Consider the following 16,248-nt stretch of genomic DNA (forward strand, 5'->3'; position numbering starts at 1 on the left):
GCACCGGCGACGGTGCGCGACCGCCGGCCGCCCCCCGGAGGCCGGGGCCGGCACACCACCCGGCCACGCCCTCACCACCATGGACAAGCCCCCGCTGGAGCTGGACCACGGCACCGGCGAGCACGCGAGCTTCTCCACGGTGCACAGCCCGCCGCGCCGCGCCACGGCAGCGGACCTGGAAGCCGCCGAAGCCGCGGCCTTCCGCGCCCGCCAGCGCTGGGCCGCCCGCCGCGCCGAGTGCGGGGAGTCCACAGAGGACACCGAGCTTCCCGGCGCCGCCGACAGCACGGGCCGGGCGGACGAGGACCAGCGGTCCCCGGCCGGCCCCGGCCAGGACGGCCAGGCCGGCGAACCCGCGGTGGAACAGCGCGCGGATCAGGCCCCCGAGCGGGTTGAGGTGCCCGGCACCGCGCAGCCCGGGGACGCCCCCGCACCGTCCGTGCCTCCGGAGAAGGCCCCGGACGACCCCGGCGGTTCCAGTGACCCGGCCCCGCCGGCCAGCGGCGCTTCGCAGCCGGTGGAACAGGCCGGTGCGCGGCAGCCCTCTGCCGCTCCAGCGGTCGGCGGCGGCTCCGTCCGGACCGATGGCATCCCCGACCGGCCCGCCGACCATCTCCCCGGCCAGGAGGACCGCGAAACGGTTTCGGAGTCCGGGGCGGGATCCAGCGCGCGCCCCGGAGGCGGAGCGGAGCGTTCCGAACGCCTTTCCCGCAGCATGCGGGCCACTCGCGCGCACAGGAAGCGGGTGCCGCCGAATCCGCAGGAGGAGTGGGACACCCAGGAGGGCGCCGGCACCGCGAAGCGGCCCGAGCCGGAGTCGGCGAAGACCCCGTCGGGGACCGCGTCCCCCGAGGACCCCGAAGAGGCCGAGGGGGCCGAGGCAGCGTCCCCGGCCGCCGCGCAGGCCGAACGGCCGCAGTCCGCGCCCGAGCGGAAACCGGTGGCCCGGGCCAGGATGGTGACCACCCCTCCGGGGGAGGACGGTGTCTTCACCCGTGTCGCGCAGAACGCGCGCCGGCTGAGCCACCTGTTCGGTCAGCCCGTTCCCGGAGCGGATCCGGAGGACGGCCGGAAGGAGGGGAGGGAGGCATCCTCGGCGGAGGCGGCCTCCGGCGGCGACAAGCCGGCCCTCCAGTTGGACCACGGGACCGGCGAGCAGCAGCGGCTCACGGACACCCCCAACAGCGGCGGGCCCGCGGAGCGTCCCAAGGAGACCACCGAGGACCCGCGCACCCGGGCGCAGAGCGAGGACACCCCCGGATCCGGCAGTACAACGCGGGGCTGGCGCCGCCTGGCGCGCGTTGTGAAAGGGGGCACCACCTCCCCGCCCGACTACGACCTTCCCGACGGGGACATCGAGCGGCTGCGCGCGCCGATCGACGCTCCGCGCCGCGTCGTGGTGCTGGGCTGCACGGGCGGGGCCGGGCAGTCGGTCAGCACGCTGCTGCTCGGGCACACGCTCGCCGCGTACCGCGACGAGCGCGTGGTCGCGGTGGACGTCAATCCCGGCCTGGGCGGCCTGTCGCGGCGGATCCGCACCGAGACGCCCGAGACCGTCACATCCCTGCTCGCCAACGCCGACTCGATCAGCGGCTACATGGGGATGCGGAGATACACCTCCGCTCAGCCCCGCAGTGGGCTGGAGGTCGTGACCACGCTGGACGACCCGTACGTGCAGACACTCGACGACCGCGACTACGCGGGCCTCACCAGCCTGCTGGGCGAGTTCTACGGGTTTACGCTGCTGGACCCGGCGGCGACCGGGGTGGCGCGGGCCCTGCCCATCGTCGACGCCTGGTGCTGGTGGCCCCCGCGAGTTCCGACGCGGCGCGGGCCGTGGCCATGACATTCGAATGGCTCGACGGGCACGGGTACGCGCACCTGAGGGCCAAGGCCATTGTCGCGATCAACGGGGTGAGCAAACGCAGCCTGGGAGATGTGGACGACGCTGAACGGGTCGCCCGCGGACGCTGCCGCGCCATCGTCCGGGTGCCGTGGGACGACCACTTGACCGTGCCCCGCGGCGCCATTGACATGAAGGCGCTCCGTTCCACGACCCGCCGCGCGCACGGGGCCCTGGCGGGGGTACTGATGCACGGCTTCAGCACGGCCAACAGCGCCACGGGCAACGGGGCCCCGACCGCTCCCGCAGACCCCCGCACCTCCCGGGAGGTGCAGCGGTGACCCGAACCCCACCCCTTCGTCCACCCCCGGTGCGCCGTCCCCACCCCAGTTATCCACAGCTCCCGGCCCGGAACTGGCACCAGGGTCTTGACACGGGCACGATGAATTTCCCGCGGTTCTTCTCCAGTGGGGCGGTTTGCCCCCGGACGGGGCGGGGCCTGCGTTGCGGCGGGGAAGAGGGCGCGCACGACACCACCCCGGAGCACGACACCTGACGACGATGGAGGGCACCGATGATCGGCCTTAGAGGCGCCCAGGGCGCGAGCCGCCTCGCGGTCCGCTACTTCGACGACCGCATCCTGCTCAGCGATTCCGAGGCCTGGGCCTACTTCCGGCTGCCAACGGTGTCTTATGAGTTCACCACCCCCGAGGAGCGCGAAGCCCTCGCCACCAACATCACCATCGCCCTCGCGGCCATCCGGATGAACGACGCCGAGGTCCACCTCCGCATCGCCCACCGCACCTACCCGGCCGCCGACTGGGCCACCGCCCTCGACGACACCTCCGACTCCGGCCCCGGCTGGTTCGACTACCTCGACGAGATGTACCGGCACGTCTGGGCCAAGGACTTCTGGACCAAGGAGGTCTACCTCGGCGTCCGCCTCGGCCAGCGGGGCGGCGTCGGCAGTCAGCTCACGCAGGGGCTGTTCTCCCAGTTCTTCACCGCCTACCAGCGCACGGAGCAGGCGCTCGGCATGGAGGACGACGCGATCGACGACAAGGAGATCGCCCGCTGGACCGAGCAGGCCGAACGCCTCGGCCGTGCACTCGCCGCCAGCTCCCTGCACGCCCGGCACGCCTCCTCCACCGAGGTCGCCTGGCTGATCCGGCACGCCGTCACCGGCACGGTCGAGGACCCGCGCCCCTCGGCCGTCGGTCGCCGCACCTGGGGCAGGGGAGAGATCGAGCAGTTGGTCGAGGGGGTCGTCCACAACGGGCGCTCGATGCTGTGCCTGGCGCAGCCCCTTGGAGCCACCTACGTCGCCTACCTGTCGTTCTCCCGCTTCCCCGATCTCATGCCGTTCCCCGACGGCGAACCGTGGCTGCACTACGCCGATGGACTGCCGTTCCCGGTCGAGGCGTCACTGCGGATGAAGCTCGTCCCGCCCGCCAAGGCCAGCAAGGACGTCGGCCGCAAGCTCGCCCATGCCCGCGACATGGACGCCCACATCCGCGAGGCCGGAGTCGAGGCGCCCATCGCGCTCGCCGAGCAGATCGACGCCGCGCGGATGCTGGAGCACGGCATCACCAAGGAACGCCTCCCGTTCGTCTACGGCTGGCACCGGCTGATGGTGTCGGCCCCCACCGAGGACCTGCTGGTGCAGCGGGTGGAGGCGGTCGTCGAGCACTACCGCGACATCGGCATCGACGTGGTGAACTCCACCGGCGACCAGTTCGCCCTCTTCTCCGAGTCGCTGCCCGGCGACCGCATCCGGCTGCGCGCCTACGCCCAGCGCCAGCCGCTGCGCACCATCGCCGGTGGTATGCCCACCGCCACCGTGGAGGTGGGAGACCGCCGCGACACCGGCACCGGGGGCGGTGGCTGGACCGGCCCCTACATCGGCGAGACCCTGGGCCGCGCCCGCAACATCGTGCACTTCGACCCCATGGTGGCCGCGGCGCGCAACCGGCCTACCGCCATCGCCATCACCGGCGAACCGGGCGGCGGAAAGACCACCCTCGCCCTGCTGCTGATCCACCAGTTGGCGCTGCGCGGGGTGACCGTCGCGGCCATCGACCCCAAAGGCGACGCCGAATCCCTGATCCGGTTACTGCAGAACCGCGGACGCAAGGCGCGCATCATGTCGCTGGGCTCCGCCGAGCCGGGGCTGCTCGACCCGTTCGGGTTCGGCGACGACCTCCCGGCGAAGAAGACCATGGCCACCGAGACGCTGCGGCTGCTGCTCCCCCGCATGAGCGAGGAGCGCGAGTCCGCCATGATCCAGGCCGTCGCCGCCGTGGCCAACCAGCCGCGGCCGAGCCTCGCCAAGGTCGTCGACTACCTGGAAGGCTCGGACGACGCCGCCTCCCGCAACCTGGGCGCCGTTCTGCGGTCGATGTCGGAGATGCGGCTGGCCAGCCTGTGCTTCGACCCGCAGGGAGAGACGCAGATCGACACCGAAGGGTGGACCACGGTCTTCACCCTCGGCGGCCTCACCCTGCCCGACTCCGCCATCCAGCGCGACGACTACTCCTACGAGCAGCGGCTCAGTGTCGCCCTGCTGTACCTGGTCAGCCAGTTCGCCCGAAGACTGATGAACGGGCTCGACCGCCGGCTGCCCAAAGCCATCTTCCTGGACGAGGCGTGGGCGGTGACCTCAACCCCCGAAGGCGCCAAACTCGTCCCCGAGGTGTCCAGGATGGGCCGCTCCCGCAACACCGCGCTGATCCTGGTCAGCCAGAACGCCGGCGACCTGCTGAACGAGCAGGTCACGAACTGTCTGTCGAGCGTCTTCGCCTTCCGCTCCAGTGAACGGGTGGAGGTGGAGAGCGTCATGGCCCTCCTCGGTGTGGAACCCTCCGAAGACCACATGGCCATGCTGCGCAACCTCGGCAACGGCGAATGCATCTACCGCGACCTCGACGGCCGCGCCGGACGCATCGCCGTCGACCTGGTGTCGGAGGAGCTACTCCACTGGCTCGACACCAACCCCACACGACAGCGACCCGACGATGACGGCGGCGCGGGCAGTGCCGGCAGCGCTCTGATAGGTACCGGGGACACAGGGCAGGAGCGGTGAGAATGGGCCGATGGGGCCATGGCCTGAGCTGGAAGGGCCTGTGGCAGAGGCGGCAAGGGGAAGCCGAGCGGCAGACCGCGGGCCTCCGCGGCCGGGAGGTGCCGGGTGGCGTGTCGGCCGCGGACAGCCTAGGAGAACGGTCAAAGACCCGAGGGGAGAGACGGGCGAAGCACCCCGATGGCCGCCCATCGGGCCTGCGCCGCTTCGCCATGATGGCCCTGCTCATGCTGGTCTTCCTGCTGGTGCCGACGGGCTCCGCCCAAGCCCAACCCGGGTGCGAAGGAGAGCCCGCACCCCAGCCGGAGGCTGCGGGAAGCGGCGCCGACGGGTTGCTCAGACCCCCGGACTCGCGCCCATCCCTCGCTGAGGGAACCGATGGACTCCCGCCTGATTCAAGTCTCTACGGTGAATACGGGACAGCCGGCCAGCAGTGGCACACGATCCGCGACTCCTGCGTGGACAAACTTGGTTCAAGCGCGATCGCCACGCTGAATACCAGCGCATGGGATTTGTCGAAAACGATCAACCAGTCGACTATAACGGTCTATGAGGCCGCTGCTTCGGACAGGCTGCTGAATAACTTTAATAGCCTGATCGAGAACGTTGTATCCGAATTGCGTGAAGGGGTGTGGCGTCCCCTTCTCCCGACGGTTATTATTCTCGGTGCGGTTTGGCTTGGCTGGTACGGACTTATCCGTAAGCGTGTCACGCTGACCCTTGAGAGTGCGATTTGGATGGTGATCGCCACGGCACTTGGTATCTGGATTCTGGTCAATCCAGGGCAAATACTCTCTCTGGCGGGTAACATCGTTAATTCAGGCGGTCAGCTGGTCAACACCGCAGTTTCCAGGGTGTCTGCCGATGGCCCTTCGACCGAATGTCCACCTGGGGCTCCGGCGGTCGAACAGGCGGACTGGGAGAGTGGAAGTGAGTTTGCGGTCAGGCAGAATTCGCACATGCTCTGGTCAGGACTAGTGTGTCAGCCCTGGATGGCTGGCAATTTCGGTAATGGGCCTGCCGCTGACGCGGCGTCTGAAGAGCACGGAGTTGCACTCCTTCAGTCTCAAGGGATCAGTCGAACCGAACAAGACCAGATCCAAAACGGCGAAGTGGATCCTGTGGAGCTTACAGAGCAGAAGCAGGAGCAGTACGAAGGCATCGCTTCCAGTGTCCAGGCGGACTATCCGGAAGTATATCCGGTTTTCGAGGGAAACCAGCAGGGGAGCAGGCTCAGTGTAGCAACATTGGCTCTGTTCGCTTCGGTCTTCGCTGGAGGATTGATTCTGGCGGGATCGGTCGCGTTGATAGTGCTCAAAATCGGGTTCCTGCTGCTCTTGCTGCTGGCTCCGATATTTCTACTTATTGGCGTCCATCCGGGGTATGGGCGTACGGTCCTCTTGCGGTGGTTTGAGATGATGCTCGGTCTGCTGTTGAAGCAGGTCTTCATCATCCTACTGATTTCGCTTTTGGTGATGTGTTATGGACTAGTCATGGCCACTAACCTCGGGTGGGGCCTGCAAATGATCCTGCTGGCGCTCTTCACTCTCGCATTGTTCATCTATCGTAAGCCGTTCGCGCATCTTTTCTCCTCGGTCAACGCGAATACCTTCACTTCTCGTATGGTGAGTGATGCGGTGCAGAGCCGAGCTCTGAGCAGAAGCGCGAACGTGTTGCCTCCCGTCGCCTATATGCGGGCGCAGAAGTGGGGTCTCAAGCGATCGCCGCAGCTGGCGGCCGCGGCCGGGGCCATACCGGCGGGTGGCGGCACCGGGTCGGGAGATGCTGTGGACGCGGCGCGGGGTGCGGCTCCGGGCGCACCCGACAGTGGTGAGCCCGACGGCTCTCCGACCCGCGAGGACAATGGGCGTGCCCGCGGTACCGCGGGCTACGGGCGTGTTCGTGGCCAGTCGGGTCCGCCGCCCCTGCATCTGGGACAGGGTGGCGCCAAGGGCGACTCCGCCCGTCCGCAGCAGGGCACATCCACGCAGCGCAGTGCTTCGGAAGCGCCGCGGCTCAGCGAAGCGGCTTCGGGGGGACTGGGCACTCCCTCGGCGTCTTCCGGCGGGCGCGGCAGCGGTTCCATTCCGCCACGTCCGGCAGGCGGGTACACGGGTACCGGGGACACCGGATGGGCCTCGATCTTCGGCACCGGATCCGCCGGCAGCGGCCAGCGTCCTCCGTCCGGAGGCGGCGGTACCAGCGGCCCTGCCAGTGGTGCGGCGGACCGAGCGGCTCCCAGCAGTGGCCAGGGAATCTTCAGGGGGCGTACGGCGACGCCGCCGCAGGGGAACATCGGCGCGGCGGGTTCCCGCTGGGGCGGTCCCCGGCCCAAGCAGCAAAAACCCGCACCCCCGCCGAGGCCGTCGCGCCCGGCCGCACCGCCGAATCGCGGTGAGGGAGGAAACTGGATCACCGGCTCCTCCGCCAAGTCCAACAAGGACACCCCGACCAGTCCTTTCTGGGCCGGTGCCGAAGCCCAGCGCCGGCGCGACAGCCGCCGCGACGTCCCCTTCTGGCTGAGGGATGAGGATTGATGCCGGTTCGGTTCTTCACGGGGATACGTTCGGCGGTGAGTGTTTTTCAGCGTGATACCGCAGGCCGCGAGGCAAACACATGGCTGGGTGGAATACCTCGGGCCGGGGAGCGCCGTCGCATTGGCGGTGGCGGCCCGGACGGTGTGCGCTCTACCGTGGCCACAGTCCACCGGTGCTCATCCCTTCCTCCATGGAGCGAGGACGGACACCGCCTCATCATCGCCCTGCCGGTCGCCCCAACTAGGACCCAGCCATGCCAAGGACTCTCTCTGAAGGTGCGCAGCGTCTCGTCTTCGGCGCTCTCGTCGCCGTACTCGTCGCCTTCGGCATATACCTGAGTGTGGGCGGGTTCGGCGGTGGAAGCGACGAGCAAGCCGAGCAGGGGCAGGATTCCGCGGACAGCGGCGAGCAGGACACCGGGGGACCCGCTACGACTCCGCCCAGTCCGATCCCGACTACGGCGACGGAGGACATGCAGGTCCTCGACTGGCTTCCGTTCGGTGAGGACGAACTCAAGGCCGCAGCGGCAACGGCCCAGGGCTTCGCCGAGGCCTACGGCACCATCGACTACTCGGAATCCCCCGAGGAGTACTACAAGCCGCTGGAGGACCTCGCGACGGAGGAGTACGCCGAGACCCTTGAGGAGAGCTCCGGTGCCGGTGCCTTCTGGCAGGAGAGGGCGGAGGACGAAGCCGTCGCCGAGGGCCGCGCCAACGTGAAGTCCATCCGCAGTTTCGACAAGGAGTCGATCGTTTTCGTCGTCGAGACCCAGTCGATTACCCAGGGGGCTGAGGGGACCACCGAAGACCTCGGGGACTTCGCCGTAACAATGCTGAAGGAGGGAGGCGAATGGCAGGTCTACGATTTCCAACCCGCTGACGCCGGCAACCTGGGTGAAGGCTGATGACTCCCCCATCTGTATTGGGCCTCCACGACCCGTCGGATGGCGTCACTTGAGCCCCTACCCCACCGGTAGGACCTTTGAGCAGGCAAGCGGTGTCAGCGTCTCGAACTTGTTGGAATGCCTTCAGCGACCCTGGCCTACGGGGCTCCACGACCACCACTCCGGCAGGTGACTGAATGATCTCCCTCTTCATCACCCCTACCCCCTCCGATGAGGCTCCTGTGCTACTCGTCTCGCCATCGCCGTCGGCCTCTTCATAGCCGGGGTGGTCGTACTTGCCATCATCGTTATCCCTATGGCAGCCCTGAACCCAGGGGCTATGAATATTGCCGGAGGCCTCCGATGCACCTCTGGCGAAGACTTGGAACAAGCCGAGAGCAGCAGCTACGCCGAGGACTCCGTCCCCGAGAACTACCTGGAGCTCTACAAGGAGACGGGTGAGGACAAGGGGATCCCGTGGAACATCCTCGCGGGCGTCGGCCAGGTGGAGAGCAAGCACGGCCGCTGGGACGGGCCAGGCATCACCGAGGGCCACAACGACTGGGGGGCGGCAGGGCCGATGCAGTTCGGCGCCTTGGACGGTTCCGCAGCGGGGAACAGCTGGGGCGGCGAGCCCATCATGAACGTCGAGGACCGCCCGGAGGACGGGTACGGCCAGGACGGCGATGATGACGGGGTCGTCAACGTCTACGATCCGGCCGATGCCATCCCCGCGGCCGCCGATTACCTGCTCAATCACGGCGCCGAGGACGATATGCGCCAAGCGATCTACGGTTACAACCACGCCTGGTGGTACGTGGACGACGTCATGGAGTGGGCGGATCGGTACGCCGACGGCGACTTCGACACCAGCTCTTCGGTCGAGACCGCGGTCAACTGCGAGCTGAACGAAGAAGGCGAACCGATCGCCCAGGCCCCCGACGATCTGACACAGGCGGTGGTCGACTGGGCGATGGGCCAGCGGGGAAAGCCCTATGTCTGGGGCGGGACGGGGCCGAACGGCTTCGACTGCTCCGGTCTGACGATGAAGGCCTACGAGAGCATCGGTGTCACTGTCCCCCGTGTATCCCAGGCTCAGTGGGAATTCGGTCCGAAAGTGCCGCAGGGCGAGGAACAGCCCGGTGATCTTGTGTTCTTCGATGTGCAACGAAGTGGTGAACCCTCAGGACCCGGGCACATGGGCATGGTGATCGGCGACGGTCTGATGGTCGAAGCGTGGTGCACCAACTGCGGACCGATCGCCACCCGCGAGTACGACGACCCGAGCCGAGCCGACATCGTCGGTTTCACCCGCCCCCTGGAGCATCCCGACGTAAAGGAGCAGTTGGAGGCTCAGGGGAGGCTATGACGCCGATCCGAACACCACTTCCTGAACTCGAGGATCCGATATGCCTGAACGAGAATCTGTGGCACCGAAGAAAGAAGGGCTACAGGGATGGCGTGCTTGCCTCGTTATTTTTGTTGCGGGGACAGCAGCAGCCCTCTTGGTCGTAGGGGCGGCTGTCGGCGTCGCGAAGACATTTTTCTCGTCACTGCTTTCCGGATCGGGCGGGCAAGCGGGTGCAGAGCCGAGGGAGTCGCTCCCCCCCGGGCAATTGGACTTGTGCAGGCAGATGCATTCCTCTTTGGAGGGGGGGTATCTGATTGAACGAAAGGACTCGGGGGAGCCGAACGACACCGTTGAGGACGAATCGTCGACCGAAGTCCGCACCGTGACTGATGATTGCCGTTGGGAGATCGAAAGTCGCAGCAAACCGGAATCGGAGCGTGTGACGTGGGACTTCAATCTATCTTACCGGGCGATCGCTGACGCTTCGGGGGGTGACTCTAAAGAGAGTATCGCTGATGATGATTTTAAGTCCAGAAAAGAGAGACTGGACGGCTACTTCTCTGAAGTTGGTGTGGAGACCCAGACCGGCGAAGTCGGCGACGATGCGTACTATATGAACGGACTTTCGGGTGATGATCCTGACAGTGTTCTCTACGTCCTGCTCGTCAAGACCAACAGCAGTATTTATGAAATGCGTATGAGTGGAGGCGGTGTGGATGGTGGTGTGGAAAACATCGACCCCGATCATTTCGATGAGGTCGTCTACTCCGTGGACGAAGACATAGACTGGCGGCTCAATAATTGGATTAACTGATCGCTCCCCCTGGGTTTGGCCGTCCTGGGTGTGAGGGGGTTCGGAGAGGAAGATCAGCGCCTTCTCCTGGGGCCCCGAAGCCCCGCTCTGACGACGCTGATCCGGCAGTTCACGAAACGGGCGTCCGGCGTTTCGATATCTGTGGTCAGCGGAAGAACCTAATCTGCGCGACCCGGTTTTCCGGTGTTCTGTCCAGTCGAATGCTTCCTGCCCAGTGCTAAGAGTCAGGCCTCAGCGTTCAGGGAGGGGGCTGCTTCGCGATGGCAGGTCGAAACCAGTTGCGGTCATCGACGGCGGGGACGCTCAACAAAGCCGCCACACCGCGTTGCGGCACGAAAGCGGCACTCACACCCCGAACAGCCGGGCCGCGTTGCCGTGCAGTACGGCGCGCAGCCAGTCCGCGTCCAAGTCGAGGTCGGCCAGCGCTTGGAGCTGTTCGCGGTAAGGGTAGGGGATGTTCGGGAAGTCGGTGCCCAGCAGGATCCGCTCCCGCAGCTCTTCGAGGCGGGGCAGGTCAGCGGTGGGGAACGGGGCCCATTGTTCGGTGAAGCGGGTGAACACCATCGTGGTGTCCAGGTGCACCCGCTCGTAGCGTTCGGCGAGGTCCAGGAACTCGGTGTACTCCGGGGCGCCCGCGTGCGCGATGACCGCGGTGAGGGCGGGGTGCTCCCGCAGCACGGCGGCGAACGGTTCCGGGCCGGTGAACTCGCCGTGCTGCGGCCCCGAACCGCAGTGCACGACCACGGGCGTTCCCGAGTCGGCCAGCGCGCCCCACACGCCGGTGAGCAGCGGGTCGCACGGGTCGTACCCGCCCACCTGCAGGTGGGCCTTGAACACCCGTGCGCCCGAGCCGATCGCCTTCGCCACGTAGTCCGCGGCGGCCGCCTCGGGGTGGAACGTGGCGCTTCGCAGGCAGTCGGGGTGGCGGTCGGCGAAGTCGGCGGCCCAGGAGTTCAGCCACTCCGCCATGCCCGGCCGGTGCGGGTAGGCCAGGGAGGTGAAGCGCAGCACCCCGAAGGCGCGCAGCAGCTCCACCCGTTCGGCCTCGCTGCCGCGGTAGGTGATCGGCCATACGCCCTCGCCGAGCCCGTCGAAGTAGGCCCAGACCTTGCGCATGACGTTGTCCGGCATGAAGTGGGTGTGGACGTCGATCATCCCGGGCAGGCCGAGCTCCCGCCACACCTCGCGGACGCCCGCGATCTCGTCACCGTGCGCTGAGCTTTCGGGAAGACCTGTCACGCCGGCCACTCTAGAAGGTGATCGCCGCAGGTCCCCCTCAGAGGCGGCGGTGCATGATGTGCAGGCCGACATAGCCCTTGACCGGGTGTTGGAAGCCCTCCGGCAGGGTGCCGACCACCTCGAAACCGAGCGAGCGCCACAGGCCGACGGCCGAGGTGTTGGTCTCAACGACGGCGTTGAACTGCATCGCGCGATAGCCGCCGGCGCGGGCGGCGTCCAGCACGTGCTCCCCCAGCGCCCGCCCCACTCCGCGCCCGGCGTGCTCGGGAGCGACCATGAAGCTCGCGGTGGCGATGTGCGATCCGGGTCCCGAGTGGTTTCGCCCCATGTTGGCCGAGCCGAGGACGGTTCCGTCGGGGTCGACGGCCACGAACGTGCGTCCCGGGGGTTCCTTGAACCACAGGGCGCGGGCCCGGTCCTCGCTGACGGCGCGGTCCCAGGTGTAGGTCTCACCGGCGGCGACGATACGGCGCAGGAAGGGCCAGATGGCGGGCCAGTCCGCAAGGTCGGCGTCTCTGATCAGCATGGGGGAAGCATGCGGCCTGTTGTGGAGGACCGCAAACGAATTCTCCGGCTCCTCCCGGGCCGCCCCGGATGTCCACAGGCGGGCCGGCCGGGGGTGCGGACCGGAGGCCGGCGGAGCGAGGCTGGCCGGTGTGTTCCACACTCCTGAGACCCGGCTGCCCTGTAGCGGTGACGAGGCTGTCGCCCTTTTTGCCGCGTACCAGTTCGGGCTGGTCAGCGATGCGCAGGCGCGGCGGTCCGGTTTGGGGGCCGACGCTGTCGCCGGACGCCTGCGCGAAGGGGTGTGGGCGCTCACCCGGCACTGCGGTGTGTACCGGGTCGCGGAGTTCGGCGGTGCGGCGTGGACACCGCGGCGGGCCGTCATGTCGGCCATGCTCGCCATGGAGCCCGGTGTGTTCGCGTGCCGCGAGACGGCGGCGCGGTTGTGGCGGCTGGACGGGGTTCCGCCGTGGAACGGCGGCGCCGTGCACGTGGGCGTGCTGGCCCGCTGCGTGCCGCGTCCGCGCGAGGGGGCCGTACCGGAGGGCGTACGGCTCCATGCCGCCCCGGTGGCCGAGGCGGAGTTGGTGTGGCGCCCGCCGTTCCTGCTCACGGGGGTGCGTAGGACTCTGTCCGACATGGCGCGGTGTACGGACGGCCGGACGTTCGCCCGCATGCTCGACTCCGCCGTGCGCAGGCGGCTGGTGGTGCCCGGCGCTGTTCGGGGAGACGCGGAGCGGCACCACACCAGCCGGCCGTGTAGGGGAGGGAGCAGGAGGGACGATGCGCCCCCACCTGGTTCATGCCACGGGGTGAGGGTCGCACCGCTTCGGGAATCGGGGGCCGGGGCCCCGCCGTTCGCCGAGTGGTGCGCGCGTTTTCCGTGCTGCAGGGCTGGGAAGCGGGAATGAGGAGAACGGGGGACATACGGCTCACCGCGCACCTGGAGAAACGGCGATACGGCCTTGAAGGCCGCGGCTGCCCGCCTCCTGGGAGAAAAGGGCAGGACGGCGGGAAGCGCCGCTCGATTCGTGGCGCGTCCGGGTCCGGGGTGCCCGAAGAAGTGAATAGACGGAGGTTCTCTCGTGTATCCGCAGCCCGGTCAAGAACCGCCCGACCGACCATACGACCGGCCCGGCCAGCCTTCGCAGGAGCCGCCTCCTGGGCAGCCGGACCAGACCGGCCAGCCGGGGCCGCCCTGGCAGCCGCCTCCGCCGGGGCCGCCTCCCGGCCAGCCCGGCCAATCCGAATATCCCGAGCAGTGGCCGCCCGGGCAGTCCTACGGTCAGCCGTCGCAGGGGTACCCGCCTTACGGGCGGGATTTCCCGCCGATGGCGCCGGAGAGGCCGAAGCAGCCCGGAACGGTGATCGGCGCCCGCGTGCTGATGTTCGTCGGCGGCGCGTTCGGGCTCCTGCTCGCGCTGCTCTTCGCTTCCGTCGCGACGTTCCCCGAAGCCCTGGAGGGGATGGGGGAGGGCGCGACCGTTCAGGGGTTCCCTGTGGAGGACCTGCCGTGGGTCTTCGGTACGGCCGCTCTCTTCGTCGGCGGGTACGGCATCATCTCCCTGGTCCTCGCCGGCCTGATGGGGAGGCGGTCGCCCGGCCTCTTCTGGACGGTGCTCGTCTTCCAGGTACTGATGCTGCTCCTGACACTGGCCAACACGGTGTTCGGCGGCCTGGCGGCGATCCTGCCGCTGCTCTACACGCTCGCGATCCTGGTGCTGCTGCTGGTGTCGGCGTCCCGCCAGTACTACAGGCCGACGTGACGGTGGCGGGATCCCGCCACCACCGGTACCCTGGCGCGGGGACGGGCGCCGCCCGTCCCCGCGCCGCTGTTCGGAGCCGGCTCAGATGCTGCGGAACCAGCGGTGTTTCCGCGGCGGCAGGGGCTGCCGGATCGCCACGCTGTTCCAGTCGCGATCCAGTACACGCTGGACGGCGGCTGGCCGGTCGGCGTCGACCTCCCCGTTCTCACCGCCGACGAGGGTGAGCGCGCGGTGCAGGAGTTCGGTGGAGTCCGGACGTTCCGCGGGATCCTTCGCCATCGCGGCGACCACCAGCGCTTCGAGGCCGGAGGGAAGGCGGTCGAGGTCGGGGTCCTCGTGCAGGACGCGACGGGCCAGCTCCTTGGGGTGGCCGTGGCCGAACGGGTCGTGCGCGGCCGCCGCGAACGCGACCAGCGCGCCCCAGAGGAAGATGTCGGAGCGGCCGGTGACGGGGTGGCCGCGATACTGTTCCGGGCTGATCCACCGGGTGTGCCCAGGCGGTCGCGGGGAGCGTCGGACTCCCCGTCCGGTTCGGCCAGGGCGGGCGAGGAGGGGATGCGCATCGCCCGCAGCCGGCGGCGGAGCCGGCGTACCCGGATCCAGCGGGTCGCGTCCTCGGCGGTCGCCTGGTGCGCGATGCCGAAGTCCAGGATCTTCGGTCCGGTCGGTGCCATGATGACGTTGCTCGGTTTGAGATCGCGGTGCACGATCCCCGCGTCGTGGATCCCGTGGAGGGCCTCCGCCGCGCCGACCGCCAGGGCCGACAGCATTCCACCGCGTAACGGGCCGTGCCGCTCGACGTGGCGCCGCACGGTCGGGCCGGGTACGTATTCGGTGACCAGCCACGGGATCTCCGCCTCGACGTCCGCCCGGATGAACCGGGCCACGCACGGGCTGTTGACGCGCGCCAGCAGCCGCGCCTCGTGCGCGAAGCGGCTGCGGAACCGGGGATCCGCGGCGTGGCCGGGGTGGATCATCTTGATCGCCAGGTACCCGCTGCCCGTGCTGCTCGCGGCGGCGTAGACGGTCCCCATGCCGCCCGTACCGATCCGTCCCACAAGGGAGTAACCGCCGACGGAACGCGGATCATCGGGAAGCAGCCGCGCCAGCCGGCGCTTGCCCCGGGCTTTCACTGGGGTTCCCCGTGCGGTGTGTGGTGCGGGCCGGCGCTCGACCGGGCCGTACGGTCGGCGCGCCACCGGGAAGCTGTGACCACGGAGCCGCCCCAAGACTGTGTTCCGGATGTTCTGTGGCCAGGAGTCTATGGGAGCCCCGCACCGGTTGACGAGCGTGCGGCCGCGCCGCGCTGGAGGGACGCACCGGATGCTCCCCCGGCCGCCCCACCCGGGCCGCGGTGGCCGCGGCGCCTGGAACCCACCGGAAAGGCGGAGCGGGGCGGACACGGACGTGATGGTGTGCGCTGCGCGGATGTCGCGTCCCTGGCTGCGGGCGGAAACGCCCGCACAGCCGGCGGTTCGCGGCTCTGGCGCCACCCATGCGTTTCGGCCAGGATGGCCTTTCGTGAGCGAGCCCCACGACTCCCCGCGATCGGTATCCCCGCCAGCCGCCCCTTCCCCGCCGAGGTTCCTCGGCCGAAGAGGCGCGGGAACGGTTTCGGGATGGCGTCCCCGAGGCAGGGGCGGCGGAGGACCCGCGCGGGCCGCGCCTCGTCGTGGTCCGCGGGACGCCCGGTTCGGGAGGAGCGCGCTCGCGCCGGGGGACCCGACCGGAGGCGGACCCTGCCGAGCGCAGCACGCCGCGCTGGTAGCAGAGATCAACGAACTAGGCGGCTCGCGGGCGTTTGAGCGGGAGAGGACTGGGATGCCGTCACTGCAGGCGCTCCTTGACACGGACTACCGGAAGCTGAGTGGAGAAGGGGCGCGGATCTACCGGGGCGCGGGGGTGCATCCCGGCCCCGAGCTCGATGTCTGGGCGGTGGCCGCACTGCTGGAGAGCGACGCCCGCACGGCGGCGAAGCGGATGCGGGAACTGGCGGACCTCGGGCTGGTCCGGCCGGTCTCGGGCCTGCGCTACCGGCTGCCGGGGCACGTCCACGAGCACGCGGGCATGAAGGCCCGCGAGGCGGGCTCGGCCGAGGAGCGGGCCGGGGCACTGCACCGCTTCGCGCGGTACTACCTCGCGGGCTCGGTCGCGGTGAGTGCCTATCTGGGCGGCGGGGCGCCGTACGGGGCGCCTCTCGCCGCGGTGGACGGCCCGGCGCTGCCCGACTTC

At 69.0% G+C, this 16,248-nt stretch carries 12 protein-coding genes and 1 pseudogene; 10 read left to right on the top strand and 3 right to left on the bottom strand.

Annotation, left to right across the window (positions count from 1 at the left end):
* The 7 genes and pseudogenes from VS93_RS29885 to VS93_RS29505 form a co-directional block, all read left to right on the top strand.
* A pseudogene (locus VS93_RS29885) lies at positions 1-1,846 on the top strand (hypothetical protein); the annotation flags it as partial.
* A complete protein-coding gene (locus VS93_RS27325) occupies positions 1,837-2,184 on the top strand; it encodes a hypothetical protein (protein ID WP_156184992.1) in 348 nt (115 codons plus the stop codon). The pseudogene VS93_RS29885 and the gene VS93_RS27325, both read left to right, overlap by 10 nt.
* Positions 2,185-2,417: 233 nt before the next feature.
* A complete protein-coding gene (locus VS93_RS23720) occupies positions 2,418-4,925 on the top strand; it encodes an ATP-binding protein (protein ID WP_046472089.1) in 2,508 nt (835 codons plus the stop codon).
* 110 nt (positions 4,926-5,035) lie between these two features.
* Complete coding sequence (locus VS93_RS28660) at positions 5,036-7,459, top strand: type IV secretion system protein (RefSeq protein ID WP_394298848.1); 2,424 nt, start codon at positions 5,036-5,038, stop codon at positions 7,457-7,459.
* A gap of 253 nt (positions 7,460-7,712) precedes the next feature.
* On the top strand, positions 7,713-8,363 hold the full coding sequence (locus VS93_RS23725) for a hypothetical protein (protein WP_046472090.1): 651 nt from the start codon (positions 7,713-7,715) through the stop codon (positions 8,361-8,363).
* Between the two features lie 295 nt (positions 8,364-8,658).
* Positions 8,659-9,711: a C40 family peptidase gene (locus tag VS93_RS23730; protein ID WP_082127152.1), complete on the top strand. Its 1,053-nt coding sequence runs from the start codon at positions 8,659-8,661 to the stop codon at positions 9,709-9,711.
* A gap of 40 nt (positions 9,712-9,751) precedes the next feature.
* The gene (locus VS93_RS29505) at positions 9,752-10,507 is read left to right on the top strand and encodes a hypothetical protein (protein WP_156184993.1); all 756 of its coding nucleotides are present in this window, start codon (positions 9,752-9,754) and stop codon (positions 10,505-10,507) included.
* 345 nt (positions 10,508-10,852) lie between these two features.
* Here VS93_RS29505 and VS93_RS23740 read toward each other — a convergent pair whose 3' ends face one another.
* A complete protein-coding gene (locus VS93_RS23740) occupies positions 10,853-11,746 on the bottom strand; it encodes an amidohydrolase family protein (protein ID WP_046472096.1) in 894 nt (297 codons plus the stop codon).
* Between the two features lie 37 nt (positions 11,747-11,783).
* Positions 11,784-12,272 (bottom strand): GNAT family N-acetyltransferase, encoded by a 489-nt coding sequence (locus VS93_RS23745; protein WP_046472092.1) that lies wholly within the window; start codon positions 12,270-12,272, stop codon positions 11,784-11,786.
* Between the two features lie 130 nt (positions 12,273-12,402).
* Here VS93_RS23745 and VS93_RS23750 point away from each other — a divergent pair, with 130 nt between their 5' ends.
* Together VS93_RS23750 and VS93_RS23755 are read left to right on the top strand one after the other, a co-directional pair.
* Complete coding sequence (locus tag VS93_RS23750; protein ID WP_046472093.1) at positions 12,403-13,161, top strand: hypothetical protein; 759 nt, start codon at positions 12,403-12,405, stop codon at positions 13,159-13,161.
* A 453-nt stretch (positions 13,162-13,614) separates the two neighbouring features.
* Entirely contained in the window at positions 13,615-14,016 is a 402-nt protein-coding gene (locus tag VS93_RS23755; protein ID WP_162231710.1) for a hypothetical protein, read from the top strand.
* Here the strand turns inward: VS93_RS23755 and VS93_RS28665 are convergent.
* Entirely contained in the window at positions 14,001-15,149 is a 1,149-nt protein-coding gene (locus VS93_RS28665; RefSeq protein WP_338022788.1) for a serine/threonine-protein kinase, read from the bottom strand. The two genes, VS93_RS23755 and VS93_RS28665, sit on opposite strands and share 16 nt — an antisense overlap.
* A gap of 688 nt (positions 15,150-15,837) precedes the next feature.
* Between VS93_RS28665 and VS93_RS23765 the strand changes: the two genes are divergently transcribed.
* Positions 15,838-16,248 (top strand): hypothetical protein (locus VS93_RS23765; RefSeq protein WP_046472095.1); only part of this gene is annotated, 411 nt, incomplete at its 3' end.

Source organism: Allosalinactinospora lopnorensis (assembly GCF_000981225.1).
Taxonomy (GTDB): domain Bacteria; phylum Actinomycetota; class Actinomycetes; order Streptosporangiales; family Streptosporangiaceae; genus Allosalinactinospora; species Allosalinactinospora lopnorensis.

What these genes read in the sequence shown, in the direction of transcription:
- VS93_RS23720 (WP_046472089.1), top strand. Translation starts at nt 2,418, where the DNA reads ATGATCGGCCTTAGAGGCGCCCAGGGCGCGAGCCGCCTCGCGGTCCGC.
- VS93_RS23725 (WP_046472090.1), top strand. Translation starts at nt 7,713, where the DNA reads ATGCCAAGGACTCTCTCTGAAGGTGCGCAGCGTCTCGTCTTCGGCGCT.
- VS93_RS23730 (WP_082127152.1), top strand. Translation starts at nt 8,659, where the DNA reads ATGGCAGCCCTGAACCCAGGGGCTATGAATATTGCCGGAGGCCTCCGA.
- VS93_RS29505 (WP_156184993.1), top strand. Translation starts at nt 9,752, where the DNA reads ATGCCTGAACGAGAATCTGTGGCACCGAAGAAAGAAGGGCTACAGGGA.
- VS93_RS23745 (WP_046472092.1), bottom strand. Translation starts at nt 12,272, where the DNA reads ATGCTGATCAGAGACGCCGACCTTGCGGACTGGCCCGCCATCTGGCCC.